Source organism: Micromonospora rubida, assembly GCF_009908295.1.
GTDB classification, from domain to species: Bacteria; Actinomycetota; Actinomycetes; order Mycobacteriales; family Micromonosporaceae; genus Micromonospora; species Micromonospora rubida.
Genome location: NZ_JAAALO010000005.1, coordinates 38,684 through 60,472 on the forward strand (window position 1 = coordinate 38,684; position 21,789 = coordinate 60,472).

The window sequence follows — 21,789 nt, forward strand, 5'->3', positions numbered from 1 at the left end:
GCGGCCCGTCCCCTACCGGTCGGCGGGGATGGCGACCGCCTCCCGCAGGAGGCGGCGGGCGAGGACCACTCGGTCGGCGTCGTCGTCGAGGCCGGGCAGGTCACCGACCCGGGACACCGCGCCGGTGAGCAGCGCGCGCAGCGCCGCCTCGCACTGGGCGGGCAGGGTGAGCGTACGGTCGAACAGCCGCAGCGCGACCGTGCCGTCCCCGGCCGGTTCGAGCTGCCAGCGCAGCCCCGGGCGGAGCGCGAGCCGGGTGTCGGCGTCGAGGGCGGCCAGCGCGGCGGCCTGGGCCAGGGGGCGGATCGGCGCCGGTCGGGCGGCCGGCCAGGCCCGGGCCCGCAGCCGGTCCGCCACGGTGGCCGGGTCGGCGCGCAGCAGCCAGTCCCGCAGCGCCTCGACGGTCTCGGTCAGCTCCGGCTCGATCGCGGCCGGGTCGGTCACGTCGGTGCCGAACGGCAGGCCGGCGCGCAGCCGGGCGTCGGAGGCGGCCAGGGCGAGCAACTCCTCGACGATGGCGTACCGGGTCAGCGCCCGGATGCCGACGGTCAGGTGCAGCGAGCTGGACTCCTGGGCCTGGGCGCTGTGCAGCCAGCCGCGCGGCAGGTAGAGCGCGTCGCCCGGTTCGAGGATCACGTCGAGCGCGGCGGGGCCCTGAGCGGTGGCGGAGACCTCGTCGGCCCGACCGCCCCAGGGCTGCTTCTCCAGCGGGTCGGCCAGCACCGGCGGGTGGATGCGCCAGTGCTTGCGCCCGTCGACCTGGAGGACGAAGACGTCATGGGTGTCGTAGTGGGTGGCGAAGCCCTGGCTGCCGGCCGGGGTCAGATAGGCGTTGACCTGCAACGGCTGGGCGAGGGCGGTGCCGAGGTCACGGGCGAAGTCGACCAGGGCGGGCCAGGTGCGGTGCAGCCCCTGGAGCACCAGGGTGGCGCCGGAGGCGTACAACTCCAGCACCCGCTCGTCGAGGACCTGGTCGCCGATCTCGGCGCCCGCGCCGCCGCCGCCGGTGTAACGCGCCGCCGGCACGAGCTGGCCGTCCTTGGCGATCCGCAGGAACGGGGTACGCAGGCCGCGGCGGCTGAGCAGCTCGTCGGCGTCGGCGGGGCTGAGCAGGTCGGTGAAGCCGTCGGAGTTGGGCAGCTCGGCGGCGCGGGAGAGCAGCGGTGCCCGGCCCCAGTGGGCGGCGGCGAACTTGCCCGGCTCGACGGCGGCGCAGCGGGCGAGCGCCCGGTCGGCGGCGGACCTGCCCGACTCTGCGGAGGCGCAGCGGCCGAGCGCCCGGGTGGCGGCGGACGGAACCGCCGGGCGGTGGCGGCCGCCCGGCGGGTCGATGATCGTCACGACGTTCCGTCAGGCCGAGCCGTCGGCGCCGCCGTCGTGCTGACCGGGGGTCGCACCACCGTCGGCCGGACCCTCGGCGCTGCCGTCCGCACCACCGTCGTGCTGACCCGGGGTCGCACCACCGTCGGCCGGACCCTCCGCGCTGCCGTCCGCACCACCGTCGTGCTGACCCGGGGTCGCACCACCGTCGGCCGGACCCTCCGCGCCGCCGCCGCCGCTCGTCTGGATGTCGTCGTCGTTGAGTGCCATTCGGTGCTCCCTCGGAAGTGCCGCCCCGCCGTGCGGCGGGGTCCGTCGTGCAGCCGGTGGTACCCCCGGCGCGATCTTCTCTAACCACACCGTAGACGGCGGGTTCCGTCGACATGGCCGGTTCGCCCGGCCCGGCCGGCGGGGCCGCCCCGCCGACCGGCCCGGCGCGGGCCGCCGACTGGCTCGCCGCCGGGCGAGATCTCGAGGCCGCCGACTGGGACCAGATCTTTGACGGCTTCCGGTCCAGTGTCGGTTCGCCCGGTACGGCGTTCTGGCGACAGATCATCGACGCGTACCCCGAGGCGAAGGTGGTCCTCACCGTCCGCGACCCGCAGAGCTGGTACGACAGCACGGCGAGCACGATCAAGCACACGCCCGCTCCGCCGGGCCTCGTCCGCCTGCTCACGTGGGGGCGCACCAGGCCCAGCGACAGCTTGGTGGAGGAAGCGCAGCAGATGCTCAGCGAGCGGGAAGGCAGCCAGTTCACCAACCGGGAGGAGGCGCTCGCGGCGTTTCAGCGGCACGTCGACGCGGTCCGGGCGTATGTGCCTCCCGAGCGGCTGCTGATCTTCAACGTCCGCGAGGGCTGGGGACCGCTGTGCGCGTTCCTCGGCCGGCCCGAGCCCACCGAGCCGTTTCCCGTGGAGAACGACCGCGCCAGCTTCCGCCGCCGGCAACGCAAGGCGACGAACCGGGTGATCAGGCGTCGGGTCGCCGTCGCGGCCGGCATCGCGGCCACCCTCGCGTTGACCGTGTGGGCGAGGCGCGGGATGCGCCGATAGCGGGCGGCGTGACCGCAGCGCCCCCGAAGGGAGCTGCGGTCACTCGCCGATGGTCTCGCGCCTGCCACCAGATGAATCCGATTAGCCTGCCTGTGCCGCCCGCACGTCCTCGTCGTACGTAGCCAGGCGTCCCGTGACCCAGGCGAGGGACGGCGCGTTGGCCGCCAGCGCCGGCGAGTCGAGATTGCCGACGGTGTCGCAGGGCTGGTGATAGCACGGATCGAACATCTGCCCGGCCTGGCCACCGTAGAGGGCCTGCTGCTCCGATGTCTTCACGCCCAGGGTTCCGGTGTCGATCCCGCCGACCGCGATGCCCGCCGCGGCGAACTCGAGGTGGTCCGACCCGATGGAGGTGATGGGGTGCCGCTCGTACGGCAGGTTCTGGCGCTCGAAGTACCCGGCGAACAGATCGGCGACGACCCGGCCGCCGCCGCTGCCCGCATCCCAGACGAACCGGCCGCCGTTGGGCGACGCGAGCAACTCGCCGTTGAGCAGCACGGCGATGCGGGCCCGGTCCGCGGCGGAGAGATGAGACACGTAGTAGGCGGAACCGACGTTGCCCAACTCCTCCGCGCCCCACCACGCGAACCGCACCTTGTTCCGCACGGTCGTCTGGTACGGCGCCATCGCGAGCGCGGTCTGCAGCACGGCGACGGCCGCCGTGCCGTTGTCGTTGATGCCGGGGCCCTCGGTGCCGCTGTCCACATGGGCGCCGAGCATGACGACGTTTTCCGGGTCGCCGCCCGCGGTCTCGGCGAAGAGGTTCACGGTCGTCCGGGGCTGGGCGGATCCACGCAGCGTCAGGCGTACCCGGGCACCGGTCGCAGCCCGGCCGATGAGGTCCTCGCCGTCCTTCCGGGATATCCCGCCCACCGCAATGGTGAACATGGTGGGGTCGAAGGCCAGGAAGCGGTAGATGTTCGCCGGCTCCGGCACGGGGTAGTAGAGCAGCACCGCCCGGGCTCCCAGGGCTGCGGCGACCTGCTGCTGCACCGCGTAGCCGCAGGCCGCCCGGGCCAGCACGACCACCGCACCGGCGACGGACACGCCGTCGTAGTCGCCTGCGGCGCAGCCGGTCCGGCCGGTCGGCAGCGCGGCCAACGGCGCGTCGACGCCGCCGGCCGGGGTGGACGGGGTGAAGCGGGTCATCAGCACCGGAACGGCTGTGCTGCCGTCCACGACGAGCCGTTCCTCGGCCACCTCGAAGTTGGTGTAGGGCACCGTCTGCGTCGTGACCTGATATCCGGCCAGGCGCAGCCGGGCGGCGACATAGGCCGCCGACCGGGCGAATCCCGGCCGGTCGAAACCGCGGTTCCCGCCGCTGTGGTCGGCGATGGCCTGGAGCGCTGCCAGGTGGGCGTGGAGGCGGCCGGAGGTCAGGCTCGACGCGAGCCGCTCGGCCAGGGGATATGGCGCCGATTCGGCGGCGCGGACCACAGTGCTGGTCGCCCCCGCAGCCACCAGCATCACCAACGCGTTGATGGACAGGGCTCTGATCAGTCGTGCCACTCGCACTTCGCCTCCGGGTTCACAGGATGCAGGGAACGGGCCATCGGGTCGGCCGCCACGGCAACGTCATCGCCGACCGACCGATGCGGAGGACGAGGCCGCGGTCCGCGAGACCGGCGACCGCGTCACGCAGCGCGGGGTCGAGATCGGCCACGAGGCGCGGCGTCCGCAGCGCCTCGACGGCCGCGACCGCGACCGGATCGACGATCGTCGAGCGGGTGGGCGCGCCCCGTCGGCCGTCGTGCACGGTGAGGAAGCCAGGGCCGCGACGGTAGTAGCAGAGCCCGAACCGGAACGTCTCGCGCCACCGGGCCAGGTCTTCCGGCGTCACACCGGACACGTCCCGAGGCGGCGGCAGGTGCGTCAGCTGCCATCTCGGTACGGGCCCGTCCACGGCGGCGGTCCAGCCGACATCGGCCGCCAGCGCGCTCGCCTCGCGCAACAGCGCGAGCGCCGGAAGCGCGTTCTCGTCGTCCCCGATCCGGATCGTGCCGCCGATCTCCAACCGGCCGTGTGCCGCGAGCGTTCCCGTCACGGCGTGCCCGGCGGGTACGGTCCACTCGGCCGGCAGCGCGGCGCTCGCCGTCACAGCTCCACTCCCGCCACCGGTCGCAGCGGTCGGGCCGCTGTCGGCAGCGCGACCAGGCGGCCGCCCTCGGCGAAAACGAGTCCGCGTTCGGTCAAATAGTCCACGGCGCGCCGAGCCGCCGATTCTCCGCCCCGCACCGTCAGCCGCGCCAGCAGAGACGCCTCGGATCGGGGGGTCCGCAGCGACTGGAGGGCGATGACGGCGAGCGGATCGCTGACCGGGTATGTGCCCTGCGGCCATCCGTGCCGGCGGTCCTCGATGAGCAGGCCGTGCTCGGTCGTGGACTGCACCAGGCTGCTCGTCCCGCTCGACTCCCCCCATGCCCGGACGGCCAGCCGCAGCTCCTTCTCCAGGTCCCCGGTCAGCCCCTTGCGGTCGCCCTCGAACTGGTAGGCCAGGTCGTAGAGTTGCTCCGGCGCGAGGGCGTAGACGTGGCGATACTGGCGGGCCGGCCGTCGTGTCACGAAGCCCAGTTCGGGGCGCTCGAAGTACGGGCTGAACCGTTCAAGCAGAATGCGGGTCATCCCGGCGGGTGGCTGCAGGTGGACCAGCGCCGGAAGCTGCCACAGGACCACCTGGTAGTCCTCGTCGCTCTCCCCCGGGAAGCCGTAGAGCATGTTCCAGTCGACGGTAAGTCCGAAGTCGTCGGCATCCCGGAGCACCTGAATGTTCTGGGTCGCGTGGACGCCCTTCTCCATGAGCGTCAGGACATGGCTGCTGAGACTCTCGATGCCCGGCTGGATGTGGCGCACGCCGGCGTCGGCGAGGGCGGCCAGTTGATCGGCACGCAGGTTCGCCTTCACCTCGTAGCGGATGGTCACGTCCCAGTCGCGGTCGCGCAGCACCGGCAGCAGCTCCCGGAAATAGTCGTTGCTCATGATGTTGTCGACCATGACCACGTCGAGGATCCGGTGCCGAGCGACCATGTCGGTCAGGTCGGCGAGGAAGTCGCTGGCCGGCTTGGCCCGGAACACCATGGTGGTCCCGTTGAGACCGCAGAACGTGCAGTGGTGCTTCTCGCCCCACCAGCAGCCGCGCGCCGCCTCAAGGGTCAGCTCCGGGGTCACCGTACGGGCGGCGCGGCTGGCGGCGAAGGCGGACTGCCAGCCGTCGTAGTCGGGGCGGGGCACCCGGGTCATGGGGATCATCGAGGCGGGCGGATTCCGCCGTTGGTTGCCGTCGGCGGTGCGCCAGATGAGGCCCGGGACCTTGGCGAGGTCGCCGCCCTCGTCGAGCGCGTCGACAAGGGCCACGAAGGCGTTCTCGCCCTCCCCGCTGACGACGTAGTCGAGGTACGGGAAGTGCTCGCTCATCGCCGGTCCCATCGGCCCCTCGCAGTTGCCGCCGCCGATAACGACCGGCAGCGACGGGCGCCGCCGCTTGAGCCGTCGCGCGACGGCCAGCGACGCGGTGTTCTGTGAGAAGGTCGTGGTGAAGCCGACCAGGTCGGGGTCGAGTCCGAGCAGATGGTCCACGGTCATGTCGATGAACTTGTCGGCGTACGGCCGCATGACCAGCGCCTTGCCGGGGTCGATCCGGCGGTCGGCCAGATAGGCGAGGAACTCGTCGGTTCGCCAGGAGGGGTCCTCGTAGAGGGCGCTGGCGAAGACCCACTCGCCGATGGAGTGCCAGACCCCGACATTGGCGATGTACGCGTAGTCGTCGGGAGTGATCGCCCCGTCGCTCTCCTCGTCGAGCAGGTCGGCCCAGCCGAGGTTGGCGTAGTGCTCGACCACCTCGTGCGGGCGCCGGCAGCGGTCGGCGCATGCCTTGAGGATCCCGACCGGCAGCGACGCCGTCTGCAGTCCGTGCCACGGCATGGCCGTGAGAACGATTTTCATGAGACCGGTACCGCCTGTTCGGCTCTAGATGACCTGTACGGGCAGGGCTGCGAGCCCGCGCAGGGTGGCTGTCCGCTCGTACCGTGACGCCTTGGCCGACGGCGAGGAAGTCGGACCCGAAATGCCCGGTGTTCCCGAGCACCTGCCGGCATTCCTCGTATCCGGTGAGGACCGGGGGTTCAAGATTGTTGGGCCAGATCCTGGCGGAGCGCCGCCAGCGCGCGGACGGTCTGGCTCGTCGCCGGTCCCAGGGTGCAGCCGAGCCTCCGAGCCGGCTGCTGGACGCCGAGGTCGGCCAGGAAGCGGAGCGTCAGCACGGCCCGCTCGCGGGGCCCGAGCCGCCGCAGCGCCTGCACGCGAGGTCATTCATTGCATGCAATGTGCCTCCTCGTGTTCCCTTGACGGTGTGAACGCGAGCGCCCCACCCGCTGTCTGAGCGGCGTGCGTGTGGCTCTTGGCGGACGACGTGGATGAACCGTCCTTTGTGGACTGGCGCTCGCAACACTGTGAAGTGTAGATACAACCTGCTCGATAGCAATACCGAGCGGCGAGCATTTCGCGACGTGCCGAAAGTAACGCAGTGGCCCTTTTTTCGCCATTTTCGTCGGCAGCCCGTGAACCGGGTGCATGAGCCGCCCCATCGCTCTGCGGCACCCAGGGCACCAGGGCCCCCGGCCGGGTCGGCCTACCCTCTGTTGGCTCCTACAGAGCTGCCCCGTTTGTGCTACCGATGAAGCGGGAGCGTGGACGGGGCAGCTCCGTAGGGCCGAAGGACAGGTCCCCGACCGGATGCGGGGTCGCAATCGTCAGGCCGCCACCCGACTGCCCCGGTGTCCGGGAGGGGACGGCACGGGCACGGGACGGCACGGGCACGGCACGGGCACGGGACGGCACGGGCACGGCACGGGCACGGCACGGGCACGGGCACGGGCACGGCATGGGGCGGCGAAGCGGCGACCTCCCGGGCCTTTGCGGGAGAAGGCAACATGGTTGAGGACCGGCGGACACGCGTCGGCCGGCCGTCCCTGGGGTCGGCCGGCCGACGCGCCCAGCGTCGGGCGTCGGGCTTCCACGCCTCACGGCGACGACTCAGGGAATCATCCGGCCCAGGTCCCGGGGCATGGCGGACTTGACGTCCTGCCACTCCCCCTGGGTGACGTGCCGGCGCAGGGTGTCCAGCACCACCTGGACCACCCGCTCCGGGCCGCCCTCCACGTCGTACGGGAAGCCCTGGCGGACCTCGTAGAGGAAGTCGTCCCGGTTCAGCTTGATCGGCACATCCTGCGGCTGCCAGCCGTCGAAGTAGATCCCCCGCAGCAGCACGGGAAGCTGCGCGGAGAACTCCACGCTCTCCTGCACCGGCAGCCGGTCGCGCAGCAGGTGCAGCACCGTGCGCAGCGCCGCGTACGACTGGTTGCGTTGCGCCTTCGGCCAGCCGTACGCCGCCTCGATGTCCTTGAGGATCAGGTTGGTCTTGTCCAGCGAGGACTCGAACGCCGAGATCAACTGCTCAGCCATCTGCCCACCCCCGTAGGTCGTCGTGCCACCGTAGGTCGTCGTGCCACCGTCGGTCGTCGTCGCGGCGCGGCGGCCCGGACGAGCCCCGCCACTGCGAGGTGAGGCCCACCCGGCCCGGCCGCGCCCCCACGGGGCGGAGGCCACCGGGTGACCCGACCACGTGCAGCACGCCGCCACGCCGCCGACCCGCCGTGTCCCGAACCGTCATGCTCCGCACCTTTCGTACCTGTGTGCGCCGTCGCTCCCGTCTCCCACCGACCGGCCACGGACACGTCCATGCTGTGCCCGGCGAGGATGACCCCGCCTCACTCTTTCCGGGTGACTTCCCCGCGGACGTTCTCTCGGCATCGAGCCCCAGCCTGCGAACTGCGCGCCGATCCGGATGTGCACAACGGCCGGCGCGGCCCCGGGACCTTAGGGGAACCCGGCCAGGAAAATCAGGGGCCCGCCGGGGGCGGGCCATCGACCCTGGGTGACCCCCACTCCCTACGCTGTACGACGTGACACTCATCGCGACCGAGTCGCTGACCAAGACGTACGGGGGTGGGGTCACGGCGTTGGCCGACCTGACCGTCGCGGTCGAGCCGGGGATCATCGGGCTGGTCGGCGCGAACGGCGCCGGCAAGTCGACCCTGATCAAGATCCTGCTCGGCCTCCTCGCCCCGACCAGCGGCCGGGTCCGGGTGCTCGGCCTCGACCCGACCACCGACTCCGCCCAGGTCCGCGCCCGGGTTGGCTACATGCCCGAGCACGACGCCCTGCCACCGGACCTCTCCGCCGCGGAGCTGGTCACCCACCTCGGCCGGGTCAGCGGCCTGCCACGCACGGTCGCCCGGGAGCGGGCCTCCGAGGCGCTGCGGCACGTCGGCCTCTACGAGGAGCGCTACCGCCCGGTCGGCGGCTACTCCACGGGCATGAAGCAGCGGGTCAAGCTCGCCCAGGCCCTCGTGCACGACCCCGATCTGCTGCTGCTCGACGAGCCGACCAACGGCCTCGACCCGGCCGGCCGGGACGCCATGCTGGCGCTGGTGCACCGCATCGGCACCGAGTTCGGCATCTCCGTGCTGGTCTGTTCGCACCTGCTGGGCGAGGTGGAACGGATCTGTGACACCCTCGTCGCCATCGACGGCGGGCGGCTGCTGCGCGCCGACCACATCTCCGCCATGACGTCCGCCATCGACGTGCTCGCCGTCGAGGTCAGCGAGGGCATCGAGGACCTGGCCGCGCGGCTGGCCGCGCTCGACCTGCCGGTCCGCCGGGACGGCCGGCTGCTGCTCGTCGAGCTCGTCGACGACGCCACCTACGACCTCATTCTCGGCGCGGTCGCCGAGCTGGACCTGCCGCTGCACCGGCTGGACCAGCGCCGGCACCGGGTGGCCGAACTCTTCGCCACGAGGGAGCCCAGCCATGCCTGAGCCGACCGGCGTCATCCACGACATCGGCTACCAGCGGTACACCGGCCCCCGGCTGGGCCGCCGGGCCGTCTTCGGCGCGCTCTACCTGCACGGCCTGCGGACGGCGTTCGGGCTGGGACGCAGCGCGAAGGCCAAGATCTTCCCCTGGCTGGTGGTCGGCATCGTCACGCTGGTCGCCGCCGCCGCCACCGCGGTGCGCAGCCAGATCGGCGAGGTGGTGATGACGTACGCCCAGTTCGCCGACAACATGAGCTGGCTGGTCATCTTCTTCGTCGCGGTGGTCGCGCCCGAGCTGGTCTCCCGTGACCTGCTCAGCGGGGTGCTGCCGCTCTACTTCTCCCGGCCGCTGCCACGCTCGGACTACCCGGTGGCCAAGCTGCTGGCGCTGGCGACCGCGCTCTGGTTGCTGCTCGGCGGGCCGCAGCTCGTGATGTTCCTGGGTGCCGCCTTCACCGGCGGTGACGGCATGCGCGGGGTCTGGAACGAGCTGCTCGACCTGCTGCCGGGCCTGCTCTACGCCGGGCTCTGGGCGGCGGTCTTCGCCTCGGTCGGCCTGCTGGTCGCCTCCCTCACCGGAAAGCGGGCGTTCGCGGCCGGCGGGATCGTGGCCGTGTTCCTGATGACCACGCCGATCGTCGGCGTCCTGTCGATCATGCCCTCCCAGACGATCAACGAGCTGGCCTTCCTCGCCTCGCCGTCGACGCTGGTGGGCAGCGTGGGCGCCTGGGCACTCGGTGACCTGCTGGGGCCCCAGGCCTCGGTTCCGATCGGCGGTTTCGGTCCCGTCTACGCGGTCGCCGCCGTGCTGCTCGTGGCCGGCTGCGTCGCCCTGCTGCTGCAGCGATACCGGAAGGTGGCCGCCCGATGACCACGATCAGCGCCGACCAGGCGACGGGGACACCCACCGCCGCCGCCAGCACCCTCGACCTCGCGGGCGTCTCCCGCTGGTACGGCAACGTGGTGGCGGTCAACGACGTCAGCATGAGCCTCGGCCCCGGGGTCACCGGGTTGCTCGGCCCGAACGGCGCCGGCAAGACGACCCTGCTGCACATGATGGCGGGCTTCCTGGCCCCCTCGCGCGGGGGAGTCACTCTCGACGGTCGGCCCACCTGGCGCAACCCCGAGGTCTACCGCCGGCTCGGCCTGGTCAGCGAGCGGGAGGCGGTGCACACCTTCCTCACCGCGTACGAGTTCGTGCTGGCCAGCGCGAAGCTGCACGGGCTGCCGGACCCGGCGGCGGCGGCCCGCCGGGCGATCGCCCTGGTGGAGATGGAGGGCGCGCAGGACCGCCGGATCGGCACGTACTCGAAGGGCATGCGGCAGCGTGCCAGGGTGGCCGCCGCGCTGGTGCACGAGCCGCAGGTGCTGCTGCTCGACGAGCCGTTCAACGGGATGGACCCGCGCCAGCGGCTGCACATGATGGAGCTGCTGCACCGCCTCGGCGACGCCGGCCGCACCATTCTCTTCAGCTCGCACATCCTGGAGGAGGTCGAGCAGGTCTCCGGCACCGTCCAGGTGATGGTCGCCGGCCGGCTGGCCGCCTCCGGCGACTTCCGCACCATCCGCCGGCTGATGACCAATCGGCCGCACGTCTTCACCGTGCACTCCACCGACGACCGGGCGCTCGCCGTGGCACTGATGGCCGAAGCGTCGGTGACGGGTGTCGAGCTGGACCGCGCCGGGTTGACCGTGCGCGCCGGCGACTACGGCGCGTTCACCCGCGTCCTGCCGAAGATCGCTCTGAGGGAGGGCATCCGGGTGCGGCAACTGGTGCCCCAGGACGAGTCCCTGGAGAGCGTCTTCTCCTACCTGGTGGAGGCCTGAACCCATGTCTACCGTTTCCTGGATCACCCTGCGGGGGCTGTTCGGGCGTCGCCGGTTCCTTCTGCTGCTGCCGCTGCCCGCGATACTGGTGCTGTTGGCTGTGCTGTCCCGGTCACTCGGGGTAGAACCGGGCGAGTGGGGCCCGCCGGTGCTGGTCGGTCTCGGCCTGGCCGTGGTGCTCCCGGTCGTCGCCCTGATCGTCGGCACCGGCGTGCTGGGGGCCGAGATCGATGACGGCACCGTCGTGCACATCCTGACCAAGCCGCTGCCGCGCTGGCAGATCGTGCTGCCCAAGCTGGCGGTGGCCGCCGGCGTCACCGCGGTCACCGTCGCCGTCCCGCTCTGCGTCGCCGGCGTGCTGGCCGACTCCGTACGTCTCGGCCTGGCCCTCGCCGCCGCGTCGGCGGTCGGCGCGCTGGCGTACTCGGCGCTGTTCCTGGCCCTCAGCCTGCTCACCCGCCGGCCGGTGCTGCTCGGCCTGGTCTACGTGCTGATCTGGGAGGGGCTGCTCGGCAGCGTCGTCAGCGGCACCAGGGTGCTCTCCATCCAGCAGTACGTGATCGCCCTCGCCGACCGGATCGCCCCCACGGGGCTTTTGCAGGGCGACGTGTCGGTGCCGGTGGCGGCGGTGATGAGCGCGCTGATCAGCGTGGGCTTCACCGTGCTGGCGATCGACCGGCTCCGCTCGTTCAGCGTGGCCGGCGAGACGAGCTGACCCCGCAGCGACGGTAGGGCCGCCGCTCGGAAACGCGGGCCTCAGCCGGTTGGTCAAGAGCTTTGCGTCCCCGGGAACGCTTACAAGGACGCAAATCTCTTGATCAACACCTCCGTGGCCGTGAACGCCCAGTGATCAGGGGCAGCTACGACGGTTGCGCGGGCGAGAGCCGGGGTGGGGGCGGCGGGCGGGGGCCGCGCCAGCGAGGTCGAGCAGGCGGCGGAGCCGGTACGACAGCACCAGCCCCTGGTTGAGGGTGAGCATCAGCTCACCGGGCTCCGCCCCGCCGACGGCGAACACGAGCACCGGCTCCGCGCCGGACACGAGCGCCTGCGCCAACGCCACGTCGGCGCGGGCCTCCCCGGCCAGCGCACTCAACGGCTCGGGCGACCGTGGGGTCAGCGGGAGGCGCACCGAGCGGTGCCGCCGCCGGGCGGTGCAGCCGTCCCGGTCGCACCAGCGGGGGTGGGCGTCGCCGGGCGGGTCGGCCAGCCCACCGGTCGGGTACCGGTAGACGTGCCCGCAGGGTCGGCCCAGTTCGGGGACGCGCGCCACCGGATGGGCGGACCACCCGGCGGCCTCGATCGTCGCGACGAACGCGATCACGTGCTCGGCGCACGCGTACGCGGCGGCGTCGAGGCTGTCTCCCCCGTACACCTCGATCCGGACGGTGGCTGGTTCCCCGCATCCGGGCAGCGGCGGCAGAACACGCACAGGACGACCTCCCGAGGACGACAGGCCCGGGTCAGCGCTGCGACCGCCGAACGCGAGCCACGACAACTGCCAACAACATAGCCTGTTGCTGGCCATCTACGAAAGTGCCCACTGGCCATTGTCTCGGCTGAATGTTGGCCAAGATCCCTGGTGTGACAGTGTGACGGCGTGGCACAGGATCTGGCGTCGGCGACAGCGGCATACCGGGCCGCGCAGGACGCCGTGGACAGTGCCAAGGCCCAGGTGCGCACGAGTCAGGACGCGTTGCGCCAGGCGCGGCACGAGCTGGCCGAGACGATCGTGGCGGAAGCCCGCGCGGGCACCCGTATGCGCGACCTGGTCGCCGCCACGGGCCTGTCCCGGGAGTGGATCCGAACCCTCTTACGCCAAGCGGGCGTCGAGCCCGACTGACGCAACACTGGTCGACAGAGAACGCTGCCCCGCGGCGGTGAGAGCCACCGTGGGACGATTGCGGCGTGGCAGACGACCTCGCGGTGGCGGTCCGGGCCTACGAGCAGGCACGAGCGGCGATGACCGGTGCGCGGGCCGAGGCGGACCGGATCGTGGTCGAGGCCAAGGACGAGATCACCACGACACGGTCCCGGCTGGCGAAGGCCATCGTCGAGGCCGCTCGAAACGGCACGCGCCAAGTCGACATCGTCCGGGCCACCGGCTACACCCGTGAGCGAATCAGGCAGATCCTCCGCGCCGGCGGCGTCGAGGCGAGCTGAGCGCACCCGCCATCAGGCGTCGGCGGCCAGGAGGGACTGGAGGCGCTGGCCGTTGCGCTGGGCGTTGTCGCGGTAGCAGTTGTTCATCAACACGTGGGTCTCGCTCGCCTGGTCGGCCAGTTTCCGCAGCTTCGGGGCCCAGTCCCTCAGCTCCCGGTCGGAGTAGTCGTAGCCGAACTTCTCGTGGATGTCCTTGCTGGTCCACTTGTCGCTGTGGCCGTGGAAGCGGACCACCGCCAGGTCTGACGTCGCCTCCAGCACCGGCGGCACCGACGAGCGGTGGCCCTGCGGCATGTCCACGCAGACGTACGCCAGCTCGTGCTCGCGCAGGAAGCCCAGCGTCTCGTCGCGGTTGGACCCGTCGAACCAGGACTCGTGCCGGAACTCGAACACGGGTCGCAGCGGCGCGCAGCGGCGGGCCACCTCCAGCAGGTACTGCTTGTTGTCCCGCTTGATGGTGAACCAGGGCGGGAACTGGAACAGCAGCGCGCCCAGCCGGCCCGCCTCCACGAGGGGGTCGAGGGCGGACAGAAACCGGGTCCAGACCTCCTCGTACGCCTGCGCGGGCAGGTCGCCGGGGTAGAGGTTGCGCTTGTCGGTGTCCGGCCGCAGCTCCTTGTAGAGCGCGGAGACCCGGGTCGGGTGGCCGGTGAGCAGGCTGAACGCCTTGACGTTGAAGGTGAACCCGGCCGGCGTGCGCTCAGCCCACAGCCGGGCGGTGCGCTCGGCCGGCGGCGAATAGTAGGTGGCGTCCACCTCGACCAGTGGGAACTTCTTCGCGTAGTACGACAGCCGCTTCTCCGGGTTGCCCGCCGTCTGCGGGTACCACCCGGAGTCGAGCAGGGTCCGGTCGGTCCAGGACGCGGTGCCCACCTTGATCTCACCCACGGTCGGGGTTCACCACGTCCACATCCGACCTGTGCCCGGAGGCCGCACGGTCAGGCGGCCCGCCGCTCCCGGTTCTGCTTGCACGCCACGCAGGAGGTGGCGGACGGGTAGATCTCCAGCCGCTCCACGGGGATCGGCACCGTGCAGCCCTCGCAGAACCCGTACGTGCCCTCGTCGAGCCGGGTCAGGGCGTGCTCGAACTGGGCCCGGCGGTCCAGGATGGTGCGCAGCAGCGACTGCGCGGTGTCCCGCTCGGCCGTCTTGGTGCCGCTGTCGGCCTGGTCGTCGCCGGCGGTGTCGCCGACCTCCACCAGCCGCAGCACCTGGCTCTGGAGCATCGCCTGCTCGTACTCCGAGGAGAGCTCGTCGTAGCGCGCCCGCAGGGACGCCCGGATCTGGTCGGCGTCCGCCTGGGATCGGACGGTGGCTACCGTGTCGTGGACGAGCATCGCTGCCTGCCTTTCGTGTGGCCTGGTGCTCCGGGAGAATGTCCCGGACCCCGCTTACGTGCGCGCGAGCGAGATCACCCACGCCCTGTGAGCCGGGCGATTACCCCGTCTCCCGGGCCGTCAAACCGACGAATTTTCCGGCCCTGGGCACGCGTCCCGACCTACCGCCCCGGCGGGGCTTCGACCACCGCGTCCGGTGCCCGCCGTCAGCTCGGGAACCCCGGCTCCACCAGGGCGGGGTGGCGGGGATCGTCGACGCGGACCACGACGTCGGCGAAGCCGGCCGGGGCGACCTCCTCGGCGTACCGGGCGAAGGCCGGCAGGGTCCAGCGCAGCGCGGGTTCGGTGCGCCGGGCCAGCGCGGCCAGGGAGATCTCCAGGTGCACGGCGAGGTCGACGGGCAGCCCGCCGCCGAGCAGCAGCGCGCCGCTGAGCAGCACGATCCCGTCAGGCGGCAGCGTGACGTACCCGGCCCGACTGGCCCGGTCGGTGTGGGCGTCCCAGAGCGAGGGCAGCATCCGCCCGGAGCCGCCCGGCCCGGCCGGGTCGAGGACCTCCCGGCGCAGCCCCGGCTCGTCGACCCAGCTCTCGTAGTACGCGTCTGGGTCGGTCCGGCCGAACTCCAGCCGGACCGACGCCGGCCGCAGGAAGTCCTCGGCCCGGACGTGCAGCACCGGCCGGCCGAGCGCGCGCAGCGGGTCGATGAGGGCGGCGGCCAGCGCGTCGGGGGCCGCCGCCGGGGCGCCGTCCACGGCTACCCGGAGCCGGCCGGGCGCCTCGGCGGCGACGAGCCGTTCGGTCAGCTCGGTGACGAGCCGCTCGGGGGAGATGGGTCGTACCCGCATCCGACCATGGTGCCCGGTCACGTGGCGCGACGCCGGGCGGGCGGGTCAGGCGGGCGGGTCAGGCGCTGTGGTCGATGGTGACCCGGGCGTCGTCGGCGAGCCGGTAGCCGACGCCGTAGACCGTGGTGACCAGCGGCACGTCGACCCCGACCTTGCCGCGCAGCCGGCGCACGTGCACGTCGACGGTGCGTACCCCGGCGTGCTCGTAGCCCCAGACGGCGTTGAGCAGTTGCAGCCGGGTGAACACGCGGCGCGGGTGGGCGACCAGGTGCAGCAGGAGGTCGAACTCCAGCCGGGTCAGGGGCAGCGGCTCGCCGTCGCGCAGCACCGACCGGGACGACGACAGGATGTGCAGCGCCGGGACGATCGAGGCCAACGGGCGGGACGGCGACCGCCCGGCGGGTGCCTGATCCGGCCGGCGCTCCGGCGCGGGGCCGGTGGACACGACGGCCTCGCCCCGTTCGAGCATCTCCCGGGCCGCGTCGAGCAGTTGGCGGGCCGCCGGGGTCAGCGACTCCTCGGCGGCCAGCGGGATGTGCAGGGTCACGGTGAGCACGGGCGTCGTGGTGTTAGCCGGGCGGCGCTGACCGCCGGGGGGACGACCGGGGACCGCAGGCTGGGACGTATGCCATCCGGCGCGCGACGAGGCGGGGCTGACCGACATGGTCCTCCTTGGCTGGTCCGGGTGTATCCCACGGCCCGGGACGCCGCTGCCTCGATGCTTCCCGGCGCCCGGGTGAGGGTCAAGGGGCGGCTGCGTTGCATGGATGTGACAATTGACGAACACATCGGAGCCGGATGCTCGCTCTGCGTACGAGGTTTGATGATTACAGCAGAGTCGTCACGATGACGGGATACGGGGGTACCCGCCGGGTCCGCATTGCCGTTTCGGCGGCGGGGACGCCCGGCAGTGCGTCGTCGCCGTCCGACACGCGGACGCGGCGCACCCCCAATGGACGGGGTACGCCGCGCGCCTGCCGCGGGACAGCGGGGACAGCGGGACGGCGGGGACGGCGGGGCGGCTCAGCGGTGGGGGTCGACGCTGACCCGGGCCTCGTCGGCGAGCCGGTAGCCGACGCCATAGACGGTGGTGACCAGGGGCGTGGCGTCGCCGAGCTTGGCGCGCAACCGGCGCACGTGCACGTCGACGGTGCGCGCCACGGCGTGCTCGTAGCCCCAGACCCTGCTGAGCAGTTGGAGGCGGGTGAAGACCCGACGCGGATGCGCGGCCAGGAAGTGCAGCAGGTCGAACTCGATCCGGGTCAGCGGGATCGCCCGCGAGCCCTGCCGCACCACCCGGGACGCGGCCAGGATGCGTACCTCGTCCGGGTCCTCCGGCGGCGGGGAGACGGCGTAGGGTCGCGCCCCCGTCGGGACGCCGTCCGGTGCCGGCCCGGCCTGCGCGGGGCGACCGCGTTCCGCCGGAACCCCCGGCTCCACCACCACCCGACGGTGCTCCGACGGGCCCGCCAGCAGGGTGCCCTCCCCCGACTCGGCCAGCTCCCGCAGCAGTTCGACGAGCCGGGCGAGGCGGGGTGTCAACTGCCCGGGGGTGAGATCGACGGTGACGGTCAGCGTCGGCGCGGACCGAAGGTGGGCCGGCGGGAGCCGGTCGGGCCGCCCCGTCGGGGCGCGATCGGGACGGCCCTGCGGGGCCCGGTCGGCCCGCCCCGACGGATGGGGACGCGGGGAACTGGCGACGACGGACATGGTGCCTCCTGGGATGGCGATGCCGTCCACCGCGCCCGGTGGGGCGCGGCGGTCAGAAGTGCGCTCGGCCGGCGGTCACCGGCGACGCGACGGACGGGGAACGGGGCGGGGGCGTGGGGCCGAGGGTGGGCAGACCGGCGATCCGCCAGGCGGCGAAGCCGCCCGCCACGTCGGTGGCGCGGTGCAGCCCGATGTCCTGGAGCGCGGCGGCGGCGAGCGAGGAGGTGTAGCCCTCCTGGCAGAGGACCACCACCGGCAGGTCGTAGCCGACGGCCTGGGGCAGTCGCGCCGGACAGCGGGGGTCGAAGCGCCACTCCAGCACGTTGCGCTCGATCGCGAGGGAGCCGGGCACGGTGCCGTGCGCGGCGCGCTGCGCGGCCGGCCGGATGTCGACCAGCAGCGCGCCGCCGCGGTACGCCACGTGGGCCTGCTCCGGGTCGAGCCGGCGCAGTCGGGACCGGGCCTCGGCGAGGATCTCGTCGATTCCCCGGGAGCCGGGGGGCGGCACGGGGGCGGGACACTCCTGGGCGTGGTCGTGCGACATTTCTCGGTCCTTCCAGGGACGGCGGGCGGTCGTCCGCCCGGTCGGATTCAATCGTGGTCTCACCAGGCGACGCCGGCCTCGGCGACCTCTGCCACCCGCAGCCGCCCGTCGACGAGCCGGTAACGGGTCATCCTGGTCAGCGCGGGCCGGTAGACGTGCACGCTGACCGCCGGTCGGTCGCCGCGGTTGGTCACCACGTGCACGTGTCGGGTGCCGAACCGTCGGCCGGACCCGGCCGCGAGGCGGTGCGGGCGCAGCCGGCCGCCGCTGACCGTCTCCTCGGTGAGGACGCCCTCGACGACCAGGAACGCCCCGGAGGAGCCGCCGTGGTCGTGCAGGTCGGTGCCCTGGCCGGGCAGCCAGCTCAGCGCCCACACCTCGTGGTCGGCGGCGACGGCGAGCCGGGCGTACCACCGCTCGTCGGGGTCGAAGTGCAGCGGGACCGGCCAGCCGGCCGGGTCGGCGGCGTACCGGGCGGCGACGGCGAGCAGGTCGGGCTCGATACGACGACTGGTGACCATGGTGGGACCTCACGGGGAATCGGTGACGCGTGCCCCGACAGCATAGAATGTAAACCCTATAGGTTTAGTAGGTAATACCGCATGCTGGGACAGCGATTCGCGCCGACCCGCGTGGTCCGCGCGGCCCCGGTCAGAGCCGGACCGGCGGCTCCACCCGGTAACCCGGTAGCGAGGGCCAGCGCACCGTCAGCAGCACCGACTCGCGCTCGGCGTACCAGGAGTGATCCACGCCCCGGCCCCACACCACGTAGTCGCCCGGCTCGGCGAGCAGCACCGTGCGATCCGGCAGCTCGACCCGGAACCGGCCGCCGCTGACCAGCACCAGCAGGGCGGTACGCCGCTCGCCGGTGGCCCACCGGGAGCGCGCCTCCCCCGGCGGGTGCACGCCCCACTTCACCTCGACGTCGGTGCTGTGCCGGGGATCGCCCGGCGGCATGAAGTGGCCGAGCAGCCAGCCGCCCTCGGCCGGGCCGTCCACGCCCGCGTTGCCCACGTACACCCTGTCGTCCATCCGCCCCTCCCCGCGCCGGCTCGGCAAGCTATCAGGCCGCCCACCGGCCCCGCCGACTAACCTGGACGGATGAGCGACGACCTGGACGCGGAGACCCTCGCCTTCGCCCACCGCATGTTCGACCTCGCCCGCGGTGGGGCCACCGAGGAGCTGAGCGCGAACGTCGACGCCGGACTGCCGGTCAACATGACCAACGACAAGGGCGACACGCTGTTGATCCTGGCCGCGTACCACAACCACCCCGACACCGTGGCGGCCCTGCTGGCCCGCGGCGCCGACCACGCCCGGGTCAACGACCGGGGCCAGACCGCGCTGGCCGCCGCGGTGTTCCGGAAGAACCCCGACACGGTCCGCGCACTGCTGGCCGCCGGCGCCGACCCCGAGCACGGCGGCCCGTCCGCGCTGGAAACCGCCCGCTTCTTCGACCTGCCGGAGATGCTCGACCTGCTCACCGCCCGCTGACCCCGGGACGGTCCCGGGCGAGGTATACAGGGTCGGTGGAAGATCCCGTACCCGAACAGATGCGCACGGCCGGCGCCGCGCTGCTCGACGCGCTCGACGAGGCGGGGCAGGCCCGCGCGGCACTCCCCTTCGACGACGCCGCCCGGCGGTGGCTGGAGTACCGGCCCCGGCCGCGACCGGGGGTCTGCCTGGCCGACCTGGACCGCGCCGGCCGCAAGGCCGCACACCGGCTGCTGGCCACCGGGCTCAGCCCCGCCGCGTACGCGCAGGCGATGGCCGTCGTCACGCTGGAGGAGGTGCTGGACCGGGCCGAGGGCTGGCGGCGCGGGCGGCACAGCGGCGACTACTGGGTGACGGTCTTCGGCGACCCGGCCCGCGACGACCGGTGGGCGTGGCGGTTCGAGGGGCACCACCTGTCGGTGAGCATGACCGTGGTCGACGACCAGGTCTCCCCCGCCCCGGTGTTCCTGGGCGCGAACCCGGCCACCGTCCGGCACGCCGGGCACCCGGTGTCCCGGCCCCTCGGCGTCGAGGAGGACCTGGCCCTCGCCCTGCTCGACGCGATCGGTCCGGCGGGCCGGGCGGCGGCGATCGTCGCCGACGAGGCGCCCGCCGACATCATCAGCGCCACCCGACCGGACGCGCCCGGGTCGATCACGCCGCTCGGGGTGCCGGCCGACCGGCTCGGCCCCACCGGCCGGGCCATGCTCGACCAGCTCGTCGCCGTGTACCTCGACCGGCTGCCCCCCGAACTCGCCGTCCGGGAGGCCGGCCGGCTCACCGGCGGCCCGCTGCACTTCGCCTGGGCCGGCCCGACCCGGCCGGGCCAGCGCCACTACTACCGGGTGCAGGGCGACGACCTACTGATCGAGTACGACAACACGAGCGACGACGGCAACCACGCGCACACCGTGCTGCGCCGCCCGGCCAGCGACTTCGGCGCGGACGTGCTCGCCGCGCACCACGCGGAGGCACACCGCTGACCGGATGACCGGACCCCGGCCCGAGGCCGCCGACCCCGCCCGGCCCGCGCCACCCGGTCGGCGACCAGCCGGGGCGTAGCCCCAGGGCGGCCGTTCCTCGCAGGCACGGAACCCGTCCGCACTTTCACGGAAAGAGTGGCTTTCCAACGGGAAATAGCCACTCTTTCCGTGAAAGTCGTTCAGCCAGGTGAAGTCCCAGCCCTTCGGCCGGCGGCAGCCTGCGGGGCTCAGGCGCGGGGGCGGACGATCGTCACGGTCGGGCCGGCGACTCCGCCCAGCGCGTCGAGGGTGTCCGCCTCGGCGCGGGCGGACTCGAACTGGCGCATCAGGCGGGCGCCGAGCCACACACCGACCCCGCCCACGCCGAGTGCGACCAGTTCGGCGGCGAGCATCGCGCCGGTCGCGCCGCGCTGCGGCGAGTGCGACCGGATCAGGCAGGTCAGCAGGAACAACGCAGCCATCGCGACGTTGACCAGATTAAACGTGATCTTGGTGCGGTGGGTCCGGCCGCCGGTGGCGTCCCACAGGTCGACCATGCCGGCCACGGTGGACAGCCCGGCGGCGAACAGCGCGGCGACCGACGTCCAGTAGCCGACCTCTCCGAGGAACGCCGGGCCCCCGGCCACATCGGCCAGGTCGAAGACCGTGGCGCTGACGAAGAGCCCGAAGGGGAACGTCACCAGCATCGGTTGGATCGGGTGCCCGTGCACCCGCAGCCGGCTCTCCATCGTGCCCTCCCCTGAATTTGTCTCAGCTCACCAGATCCAGAGTGCTACCCCCGGACGACGGGAGGGAAACGACGGGCCGAGCGAGGCGGGACGCACATCGGACACCGCAGCGCCCGGCTGACCGCCGTCGGGCGGACCGGTGGTGGGTCAGTTCTCCCGCGAGCGGGAGACAGTGACCATGAGGCGCTCGGCGACGTCCCGCACCGGGATGCCCAGCGACAGTGCGGCGCTGCGCAGCACCTGGAGCGCCTCCGGGGCTGCGCAGCCCCGCTGGGTCATGATCACTCCGACCGCATGCCCGATCACCCCGTCGACGAGTCGCGCGGCGTCCAGCTCGTGGGCCTGGGCGGCCCGCCGCTCCCGGTCCCGCACCGCCGCGAGCAGCAGCCCGGCGTGCTCGGCGAGCAGCATCGCGGTGAGCTGGTGCCGGGTGGTCAGCACCGCCGGCGCCGAGGCGTACAGGTTGATCGCGCCGATCACCTGCTCGTCGACGTCGACGGGCGCGGAGATCACCCCGCGCACCCCGAGGTCGCGGGCCTGGGTCGTCCAGGCCGGCCAGCGGGACTCCCGGACCAGGTCCTCCGAGAGGATCATCTCGCGGCGGTGGATGGCGCTCATCCCCGGCGAGTCGGGGCCGGGGCGCAGGTCGTCCAGGCCGGCCAGGGCCGGGTCGGAGGCGGCCACCCCCGCCGGCTCCCCGGCCCGTAGGGCGGTGAAGCCGCACCAGGTGACCCCGGGGACGGCGGCGCGGGCGATCCGGACCAGCTGGTTCAGCGCCTCGTCGAAATCGGTCACGGCGATGAGACCGGCGGTCAGCTCCCGCAGCAGCGCCGCAGTCTCCAGAACGCTTAGGGTCTCGGTGTCGGGTGCCTGCGTCTCCAGGTTCACCGGGCCCCCGTCCCCGTCATGGGGACGACCTT

The 21,789-nt window shown here is 72.9% G+C and carries 25 protein-coding genes and 2 pseudogenes; 9 read left to right on the forward strand and 18 right to left on the reverse strand.

The window, feature by feature from the left end; translation table 11 throughout:
* Nucleotides 1-12: 12 nt before the first annotated feature.
* Complete coding sequence (locus GVV04_RS19435; RefSeq protein ID WP_161689514.1) at nt 13-1,341, reverse strand: cupin domain-containing protein; 1,329 nt, start codon at nt 1,339-1,341, stop codon at nt 13-15.
* 12 nt (nt 1,342-1,353) lie between these two features.
* Nucleotides 1,354-1,590, reverse strand: a pseudogene (locus GVV04_RS19440) (hypothetical protein); the annotation flags it as partial.
* 113 nt (nt 1,591-1,703) lie between these two features.
* Here GVV04_RS19440 and GVV04_RS19445 point away from each other — a divergent pair.
* Nucleotides 1,704-2,372, forward strand: coding sequence for a sulfotransferase family protein (locus tag GVV04_RS19445; RefSeq protein WP_161689516.1), 669 nt, complete (start codon nt 1,704-1,706; stop codon nt 2,370-2,372).
* 81 nt (nt 2,373-2,453) lie between these two features.
* On the opposite strand, the gene GVV04_RS19450 is transcribed toward GVV04_RS19445, so the two are convergent.
* From GVV04_RS19450 to GVV04_RS19470, 5 genes and pseudogenes are all read right to left on the reverse strand, one after another.
* Nucleotides 2,454-3,881: a M28 family peptidase gene (locus GVV04_RS19450; RefSeq protein WP_201753822.1), complete on the reverse strand. Its 1,428-nt coding sequence runs from the start codon at nt 3,879-3,881 to the stop codon at nt 2,454-2,456.
* Nucleotides 3,882-3,900: 19 nt separating this feature from the next.
* On the reverse strand, nt 3,901-4,470 hold the full coding sequence (locus GVV04_RS19455) for a DUF5825 family protein (protein ID WP_161689517.1): 570 nt from the start codon (nt 4,468-4,470) through the stop codon (nt 3,901-3,903).
* Nucleotides 4,467-6,311, reverse strand: a complete 1,845-nt coding sequence (locus GVV04_RS19460; protein ID WP_161689518.1) for a RiPP maturation radical SAM C-methyltransferase — start codon at nt 6,309-6,311, stop codon at nt 4,467-4,469. Before GVV04_RS19460 ends, GVV04_RS19455 begins: the two co-directional genes overlap by 4 nt.
* Nucleotides 6,312-6,490: 179 nt before the next feature.
* Nucleotides 6,491-6,664: pseudogene (locus tag GVV04_RS19465) on the reverse strand (sigma factor-like helix-turn-helix DNA-binding protein); the annotation flags it as partial.
* Nucleotides 6,665-7,400: 736 nt separating this feature from the next.
* Entirely contained in the window at nt 7,401-7,829 is a 429-nt protein-coding gene (locus tag GVV04_RS19470; protein ID WP_161689520.1) for a DUF2267 domain-containing protein, read from the reverse strand.
* 500 nt (nt 7,830-8,329) lie between these two features.
* Between GVV04_RS19470 and GVV04_RS19475 the strand changes: the two genes are divergently transcribed.
* From GVV04_RS19475 to GVV04_RS19490, 4 genes are read left to right on the forward strand one after another with little or no spacing between them, the layout of a single operon-like run.
* Complete coding sequence (locus GVV04_RS19475; RefSeq protein ID WP_161689521.1) at nt 8,330-9,244, forward strand: ABC transporter ATP-binding protein; 915 nt, start codon at nt 8,330-8,332, stop codon at nt 9,242-9,244.
* Nucleotides 9,237-10,112: an ABC transporter permease gene (locus GVV04_RS19480; protein WP_161689522.1), complete on the forward strand. Its 876-nt coding sequence runs from the start codon at nt 9,237-9,239 to the stop codon at nt 10,110-10,112. The genes GVV04_RS19475 and GVV04_RS19480 overlap by 8 nt, the downstream gene beginning before the upstream one ends.
* Entirely contained in the window at nt 10,109-11,068 is a 960-nt protein-coding gene (locus GVV04_RS19485; RefSeq protein ID WP_161689523.1) for an ABC transporter ATP-binding protein, read from the forward strand. Before GVV04_RS19480 ends, GVV04_RS19485 begins: the two co-directional genes overlap by 4 nt.
* A gap of 4 nt (nt 11,069-11,072) precedes the next feature.
* Nucleotides 11,073-11,783, forward strand: a complete 711-nt coding sequence (locus GVV04_RS19490; protein ID WP_161689524.1) for an ABC transporter permease subunit — start codon at nt 11,073-11,075, stop codon at nt 11,781-11,783.
* 135 nt (nt 11,784-11,918) lie between these two features.
* On the opposite strand, the gene GVV04_RS19495 is transcribed toward GVV04_RS19490, so the two are convergent.
* Nucleotides 11,919-12,497: a hypothetical protein gene (locus GVV04_RS19495; RefSeq protein WP_161689525.1), complete on the reverse strand. Its 579-nt coding sequence runs from the start codon at nt 12,495-12,497 to the stop codon at nt 11,919-11,921.
* 168 nt (nt 12,498-12,665) lie between these two features.
* Here GVV04_RS19495 and GVV04_RS19500 point away from each other — a divergent pair, with 168 nt between their 5' ends.
* The gene (locus tag GVV04_RS19500; protein WP_161689526.1) at nt 12,666-12,908 is read left to right on the forward strand and encodes a hypothetical protein; all 243 of its coding nucleotides are present in this window, start codon (nt 12,666-12,668) and stop codon (nt 12,906-12,908) included.
* Nucleotides 12,909-12,973: 65 nt separating this feature from the next.
* Nucleotides 12,974-13,228, forward strand: a complete 255-nt coding sequence (locus GVV04_RS19505) for a hypothetical protein (protein ID WP_161689527.1) — start codon at nt 12,974-12,976, stop codon at nt 13,226-13,228.
* Nucleotides 13,229-13,240: 12 nt separating this feature from the next.
* On the opposite strand, the gene GVV04_RS19510 is transcribed toward GVV04_RS19505, so the two are convergent.
* From GVV04_RS19510 to GVV04_RS19545, 8 genes are all read right to left on the reverse strand, one after another.
* The gene (locus GVV04_RS19510) at nt 13,241-14,116 is read right to left on the reverse strand and encodes a DUF72 domain-containing protein (RefSeq protein WP_161689528.1); all 876 of its coding nucleotides are present in this window, start codon (nt 14,114-14,116) and stop codon (nt 13,241-13,243) included.
* 50 nt (nt 14,117-14,166) lie between these two features.
* Complete coding sequence (locus tag GVV04_RS19515; protein ID WP_161689529.1) at nt 14,167-14,565, reverse strand: TraR/DksA family transcriptional regulator; 399 nt, start codon at nt 14,563-14,565, stop codon at nt 14,167-14,169.
* Between the two features lie 206 nt (nt 14,566-14,771).
* Nucleotides 14,772-15,410 carry a nucleoside/nucleotide kinase family protein gene (locus tag GVV04_RS19520; RefSeq protein ID WP_161689530.1) on the reverse strand — a complete coding sequence of 213 codons (639 nt, stop codon included), beginning with the start codon at nt 15,408-15,410 and terminating at the stop codon, nt 14,772-14,774.
* A 58-nt stretch (nt 15,411-15,468) separates the two neighbouring features.
* Complete coding sequence (locus GVV04_RS19525) at nt 15,469-16,074, reverse strand: winged helix-turn-helix domain-containing protein (protein ID WP_161689531.1); 606 nt, start codon at nt 16,072-16,074, stop codon at nt 15,469-15,471.
* 359 nt (nt 16,075-16,433) lie between these two features.
* Entirely contained in the window at nt 16,434-17,120 is a 687-nt protein-coding gene (locus tag GVV04_RS19530; protein ID WP_161689532.1) for a winged helix-turn-helix domain-containing protein, read from the reverse strand.
* A 52-nt stretch (nt 17,121-17,172) separates the two neighbouring features.
* A complete protein-coding gene (locus GVV04_RS19535) occupies nt 17,173-17,664 on the reverse strand; it encodes a rhodanese-like domain-containing protein (RefSeq protein WP_161689533.1) in 492 nt (163 codons plus the stop codon).
* A gap of 59 nt (nt 17,665-17,723) precedes the next feature.
* Nucleotides 17,724-18,185, reverse strand: coding sequence for a cysteine dioxygenase (locus GVV04_RS19540; protein ID WP_161689534.1), 462 nt, complete (start codon nt 18,183-18,185; stop codon nt 17,724-17,726).
* Between the two features lie 130 nt (nt 18,186-18,315).
* Nucleotides 18,316-18,696 carry a cupin domain-containing protein gene (locus tag GVV04_RS19545; RefSeq protein WP_161689535.1) on the reverse strand — a complete coding sequence of 127 codons (381 nt, stop codon included), beginning with the start codon at nt 18,694-18,696 and terminating at the stop codon, nt 18,316-18,318.
* 69 nt (nt 18,697-18,765) lie between these two features.
* Between GVV04_RS19545 and GVV04_RS19550 the strand changes: the two genes are divergently transcribed.
* A complete protein-coding gene (locus GVV04_RS19550) occupies nt 18,766-19,158 on the forward strand; it encodes an ankyrin repeat domain-containing protein (RefSeq protein ID WP_161689536.1) in 393 nt (130 codons plus the stop codon).
* Nucleotides 19,159-19,217: 59 nt separating this feature from the next.
* Nucleotides 19,218-20,141: a DUF3500 domain-containing protein gene (locus GVV04_RS19555; RefSeq protein ID WP_161689922.1), complete on the forward strand. Its 924-nt coding sequence runs from the start codon at nt 19,218-19,220 to the stop codon at nt 20,139-20,141.
* 227 nt (nt 20,142-20,368) lie between these two features.
* Here GVV04_RS19555 and GVV04_RS19560 read toward each other — a convergent pair whose 3' ends face one another.
* Both GVV04_RS19560 and GVV04_RS19565 read right to left on the reverse strand, forming a co-directional pair.
* Nucleotides 20,369-20,869 (reverse strand): DUF2231 domain-containing protein, encoded by a 501-nt coding sequence (locus tag GVV04_RS19560; RefSeq protein ID WP_161689537.1) that lies wholly within the window; start codon nt 20,867-20,869, stop codon nt 20,369-20,371.
* A 147-nt stretch (nt 20,870-21,016) separates the two neighbouring features.
* Nucleotides 21,017-21,757, reverse strand: coding sequence for a GAF and ANTAR domain-containing protein (locus GVV04_RS19565; RefSeq protein ID WP_161689538.1), 741 nt, complete (start codon nt 21,755-21,757; stop codon nt 21,017-21,019).
* Nucleotides 21,758-21,789: the final 32 nt, after the last annotated feature.

Bases quoted from the DNA above. Each gene is read 5' to 3' on its own strand.
- GVV04_RS19445 (WP_161689516.1), top strand. From the start codon at position 1,704: ATGGCCGGTTCGCCCGGCCCGGCCGGCGGGGCCGCCCCGCCGACCGGC.
- GVV04_RS19460 (WP_161689518.1), bottom strand. From the start codon at position 6,311: ATGAAAATCGTTCTCACGGCCATGCCGTGGCACGGACTGCAGACGGCG.
- GVV04_RS19470 (WP_161689520.1), bottom strand. From the start codon at position 7,829: ATGGCTGAGCAGTTGATCTCGGCGTTCGAGTCCTCGCTGGACAAGACC.
- GVV04_RS19480 (WP_161689522.1), top strand. From the start codon at position 9,237: ATGCCTGAGCCGACCGGCGTCATCCACGACATCGGCTACCAGCGGTAC.
- GVV04_RS19485 (WP_161689523.1), top strand. From the start codon at position 10,109: ATGACCACGATCAGCGCCGACCAGGCGACGGGGACACCCACCGCCGCC.
- GVV04_RS19490 (WP_161689524.1), top strand. From the start codon at position 11,073: ATGTCTACCGTTTCCTGGATCACCCTGCGGGGGCTGTTCGGGCGTCGC.
- GVV04_RS19515 (WP_161689529.1), bottom strand. From the start codon at position 14,565: ATGCTCGTCCACGACACGGTAGCCACCGTCCGATCCCAGGCGGACGCC.
- GVV04_RS19520 (WP_161689530.1), bottom strand. From the start codon at position 15,410: ATGCGGGTACGACCCATCTCCCCCGAGCGGCTCGTCACCGAGCTGACC.
- GVV04_RS19525 (WP_161689531.1), bottom strand. From the start codon at position 16,074: ATGTCGGTCAGCCCCGCCTCGTCGCGCGCCGGATGGCATACGTCCCAG.
- GVV04_RS19530 (WP_161689532.1), bottom strand. From the start codon at position 17,120: ATGTCCGTCGTCGCCAGTTCCCCGCGTCCCCATCCGTCGGGGCGGGCC.
- GVV04_RS19535 (WP_161689533.1), bottom strand. From the start codon at position 17,664: ATGTCGCACGACCACGCCCAGGAGTGTCCCGCCCCCGTGCCGCCCCCC.
- GVV04_RS19540 (WP_161689534.1), bottom strand. From the start codon at position 18,185: ATGGTCACCAGTCGTCGTATCGAGCCCGACCTGCTCGCCGTCGCCGCC.
- GVV04_RS19545 (WP_161689535.1), bottom strand. From the start codon at position 18,696: ATGGACGACAGGGTGTACGTGGGCAACGCGGGCGTGGACGGCCCGGCC.
- GVV04_RS19550 (WP_161689536.1), top strand. From the start codon at position 18,766: ATGAGCGACGACCTGGACGCGGAGACCCTCGCCTTCGCCCACCGCATG.
- GVV04_RS19555 (WP_161689922.1), top strand. From the start codon at position 19,218: ATGCGCACGGCCGGCGCCGCGCTGCTCGACGCGCTCGACGAGGCGGGG.
- GVV04_RS19560 (WP_161689537.1), bottom strand. From the start codon at position 20,869: ATGGAGAGCCGGCTGCGGGTGCACGGGCACCCGATCCAACCGATGCTG.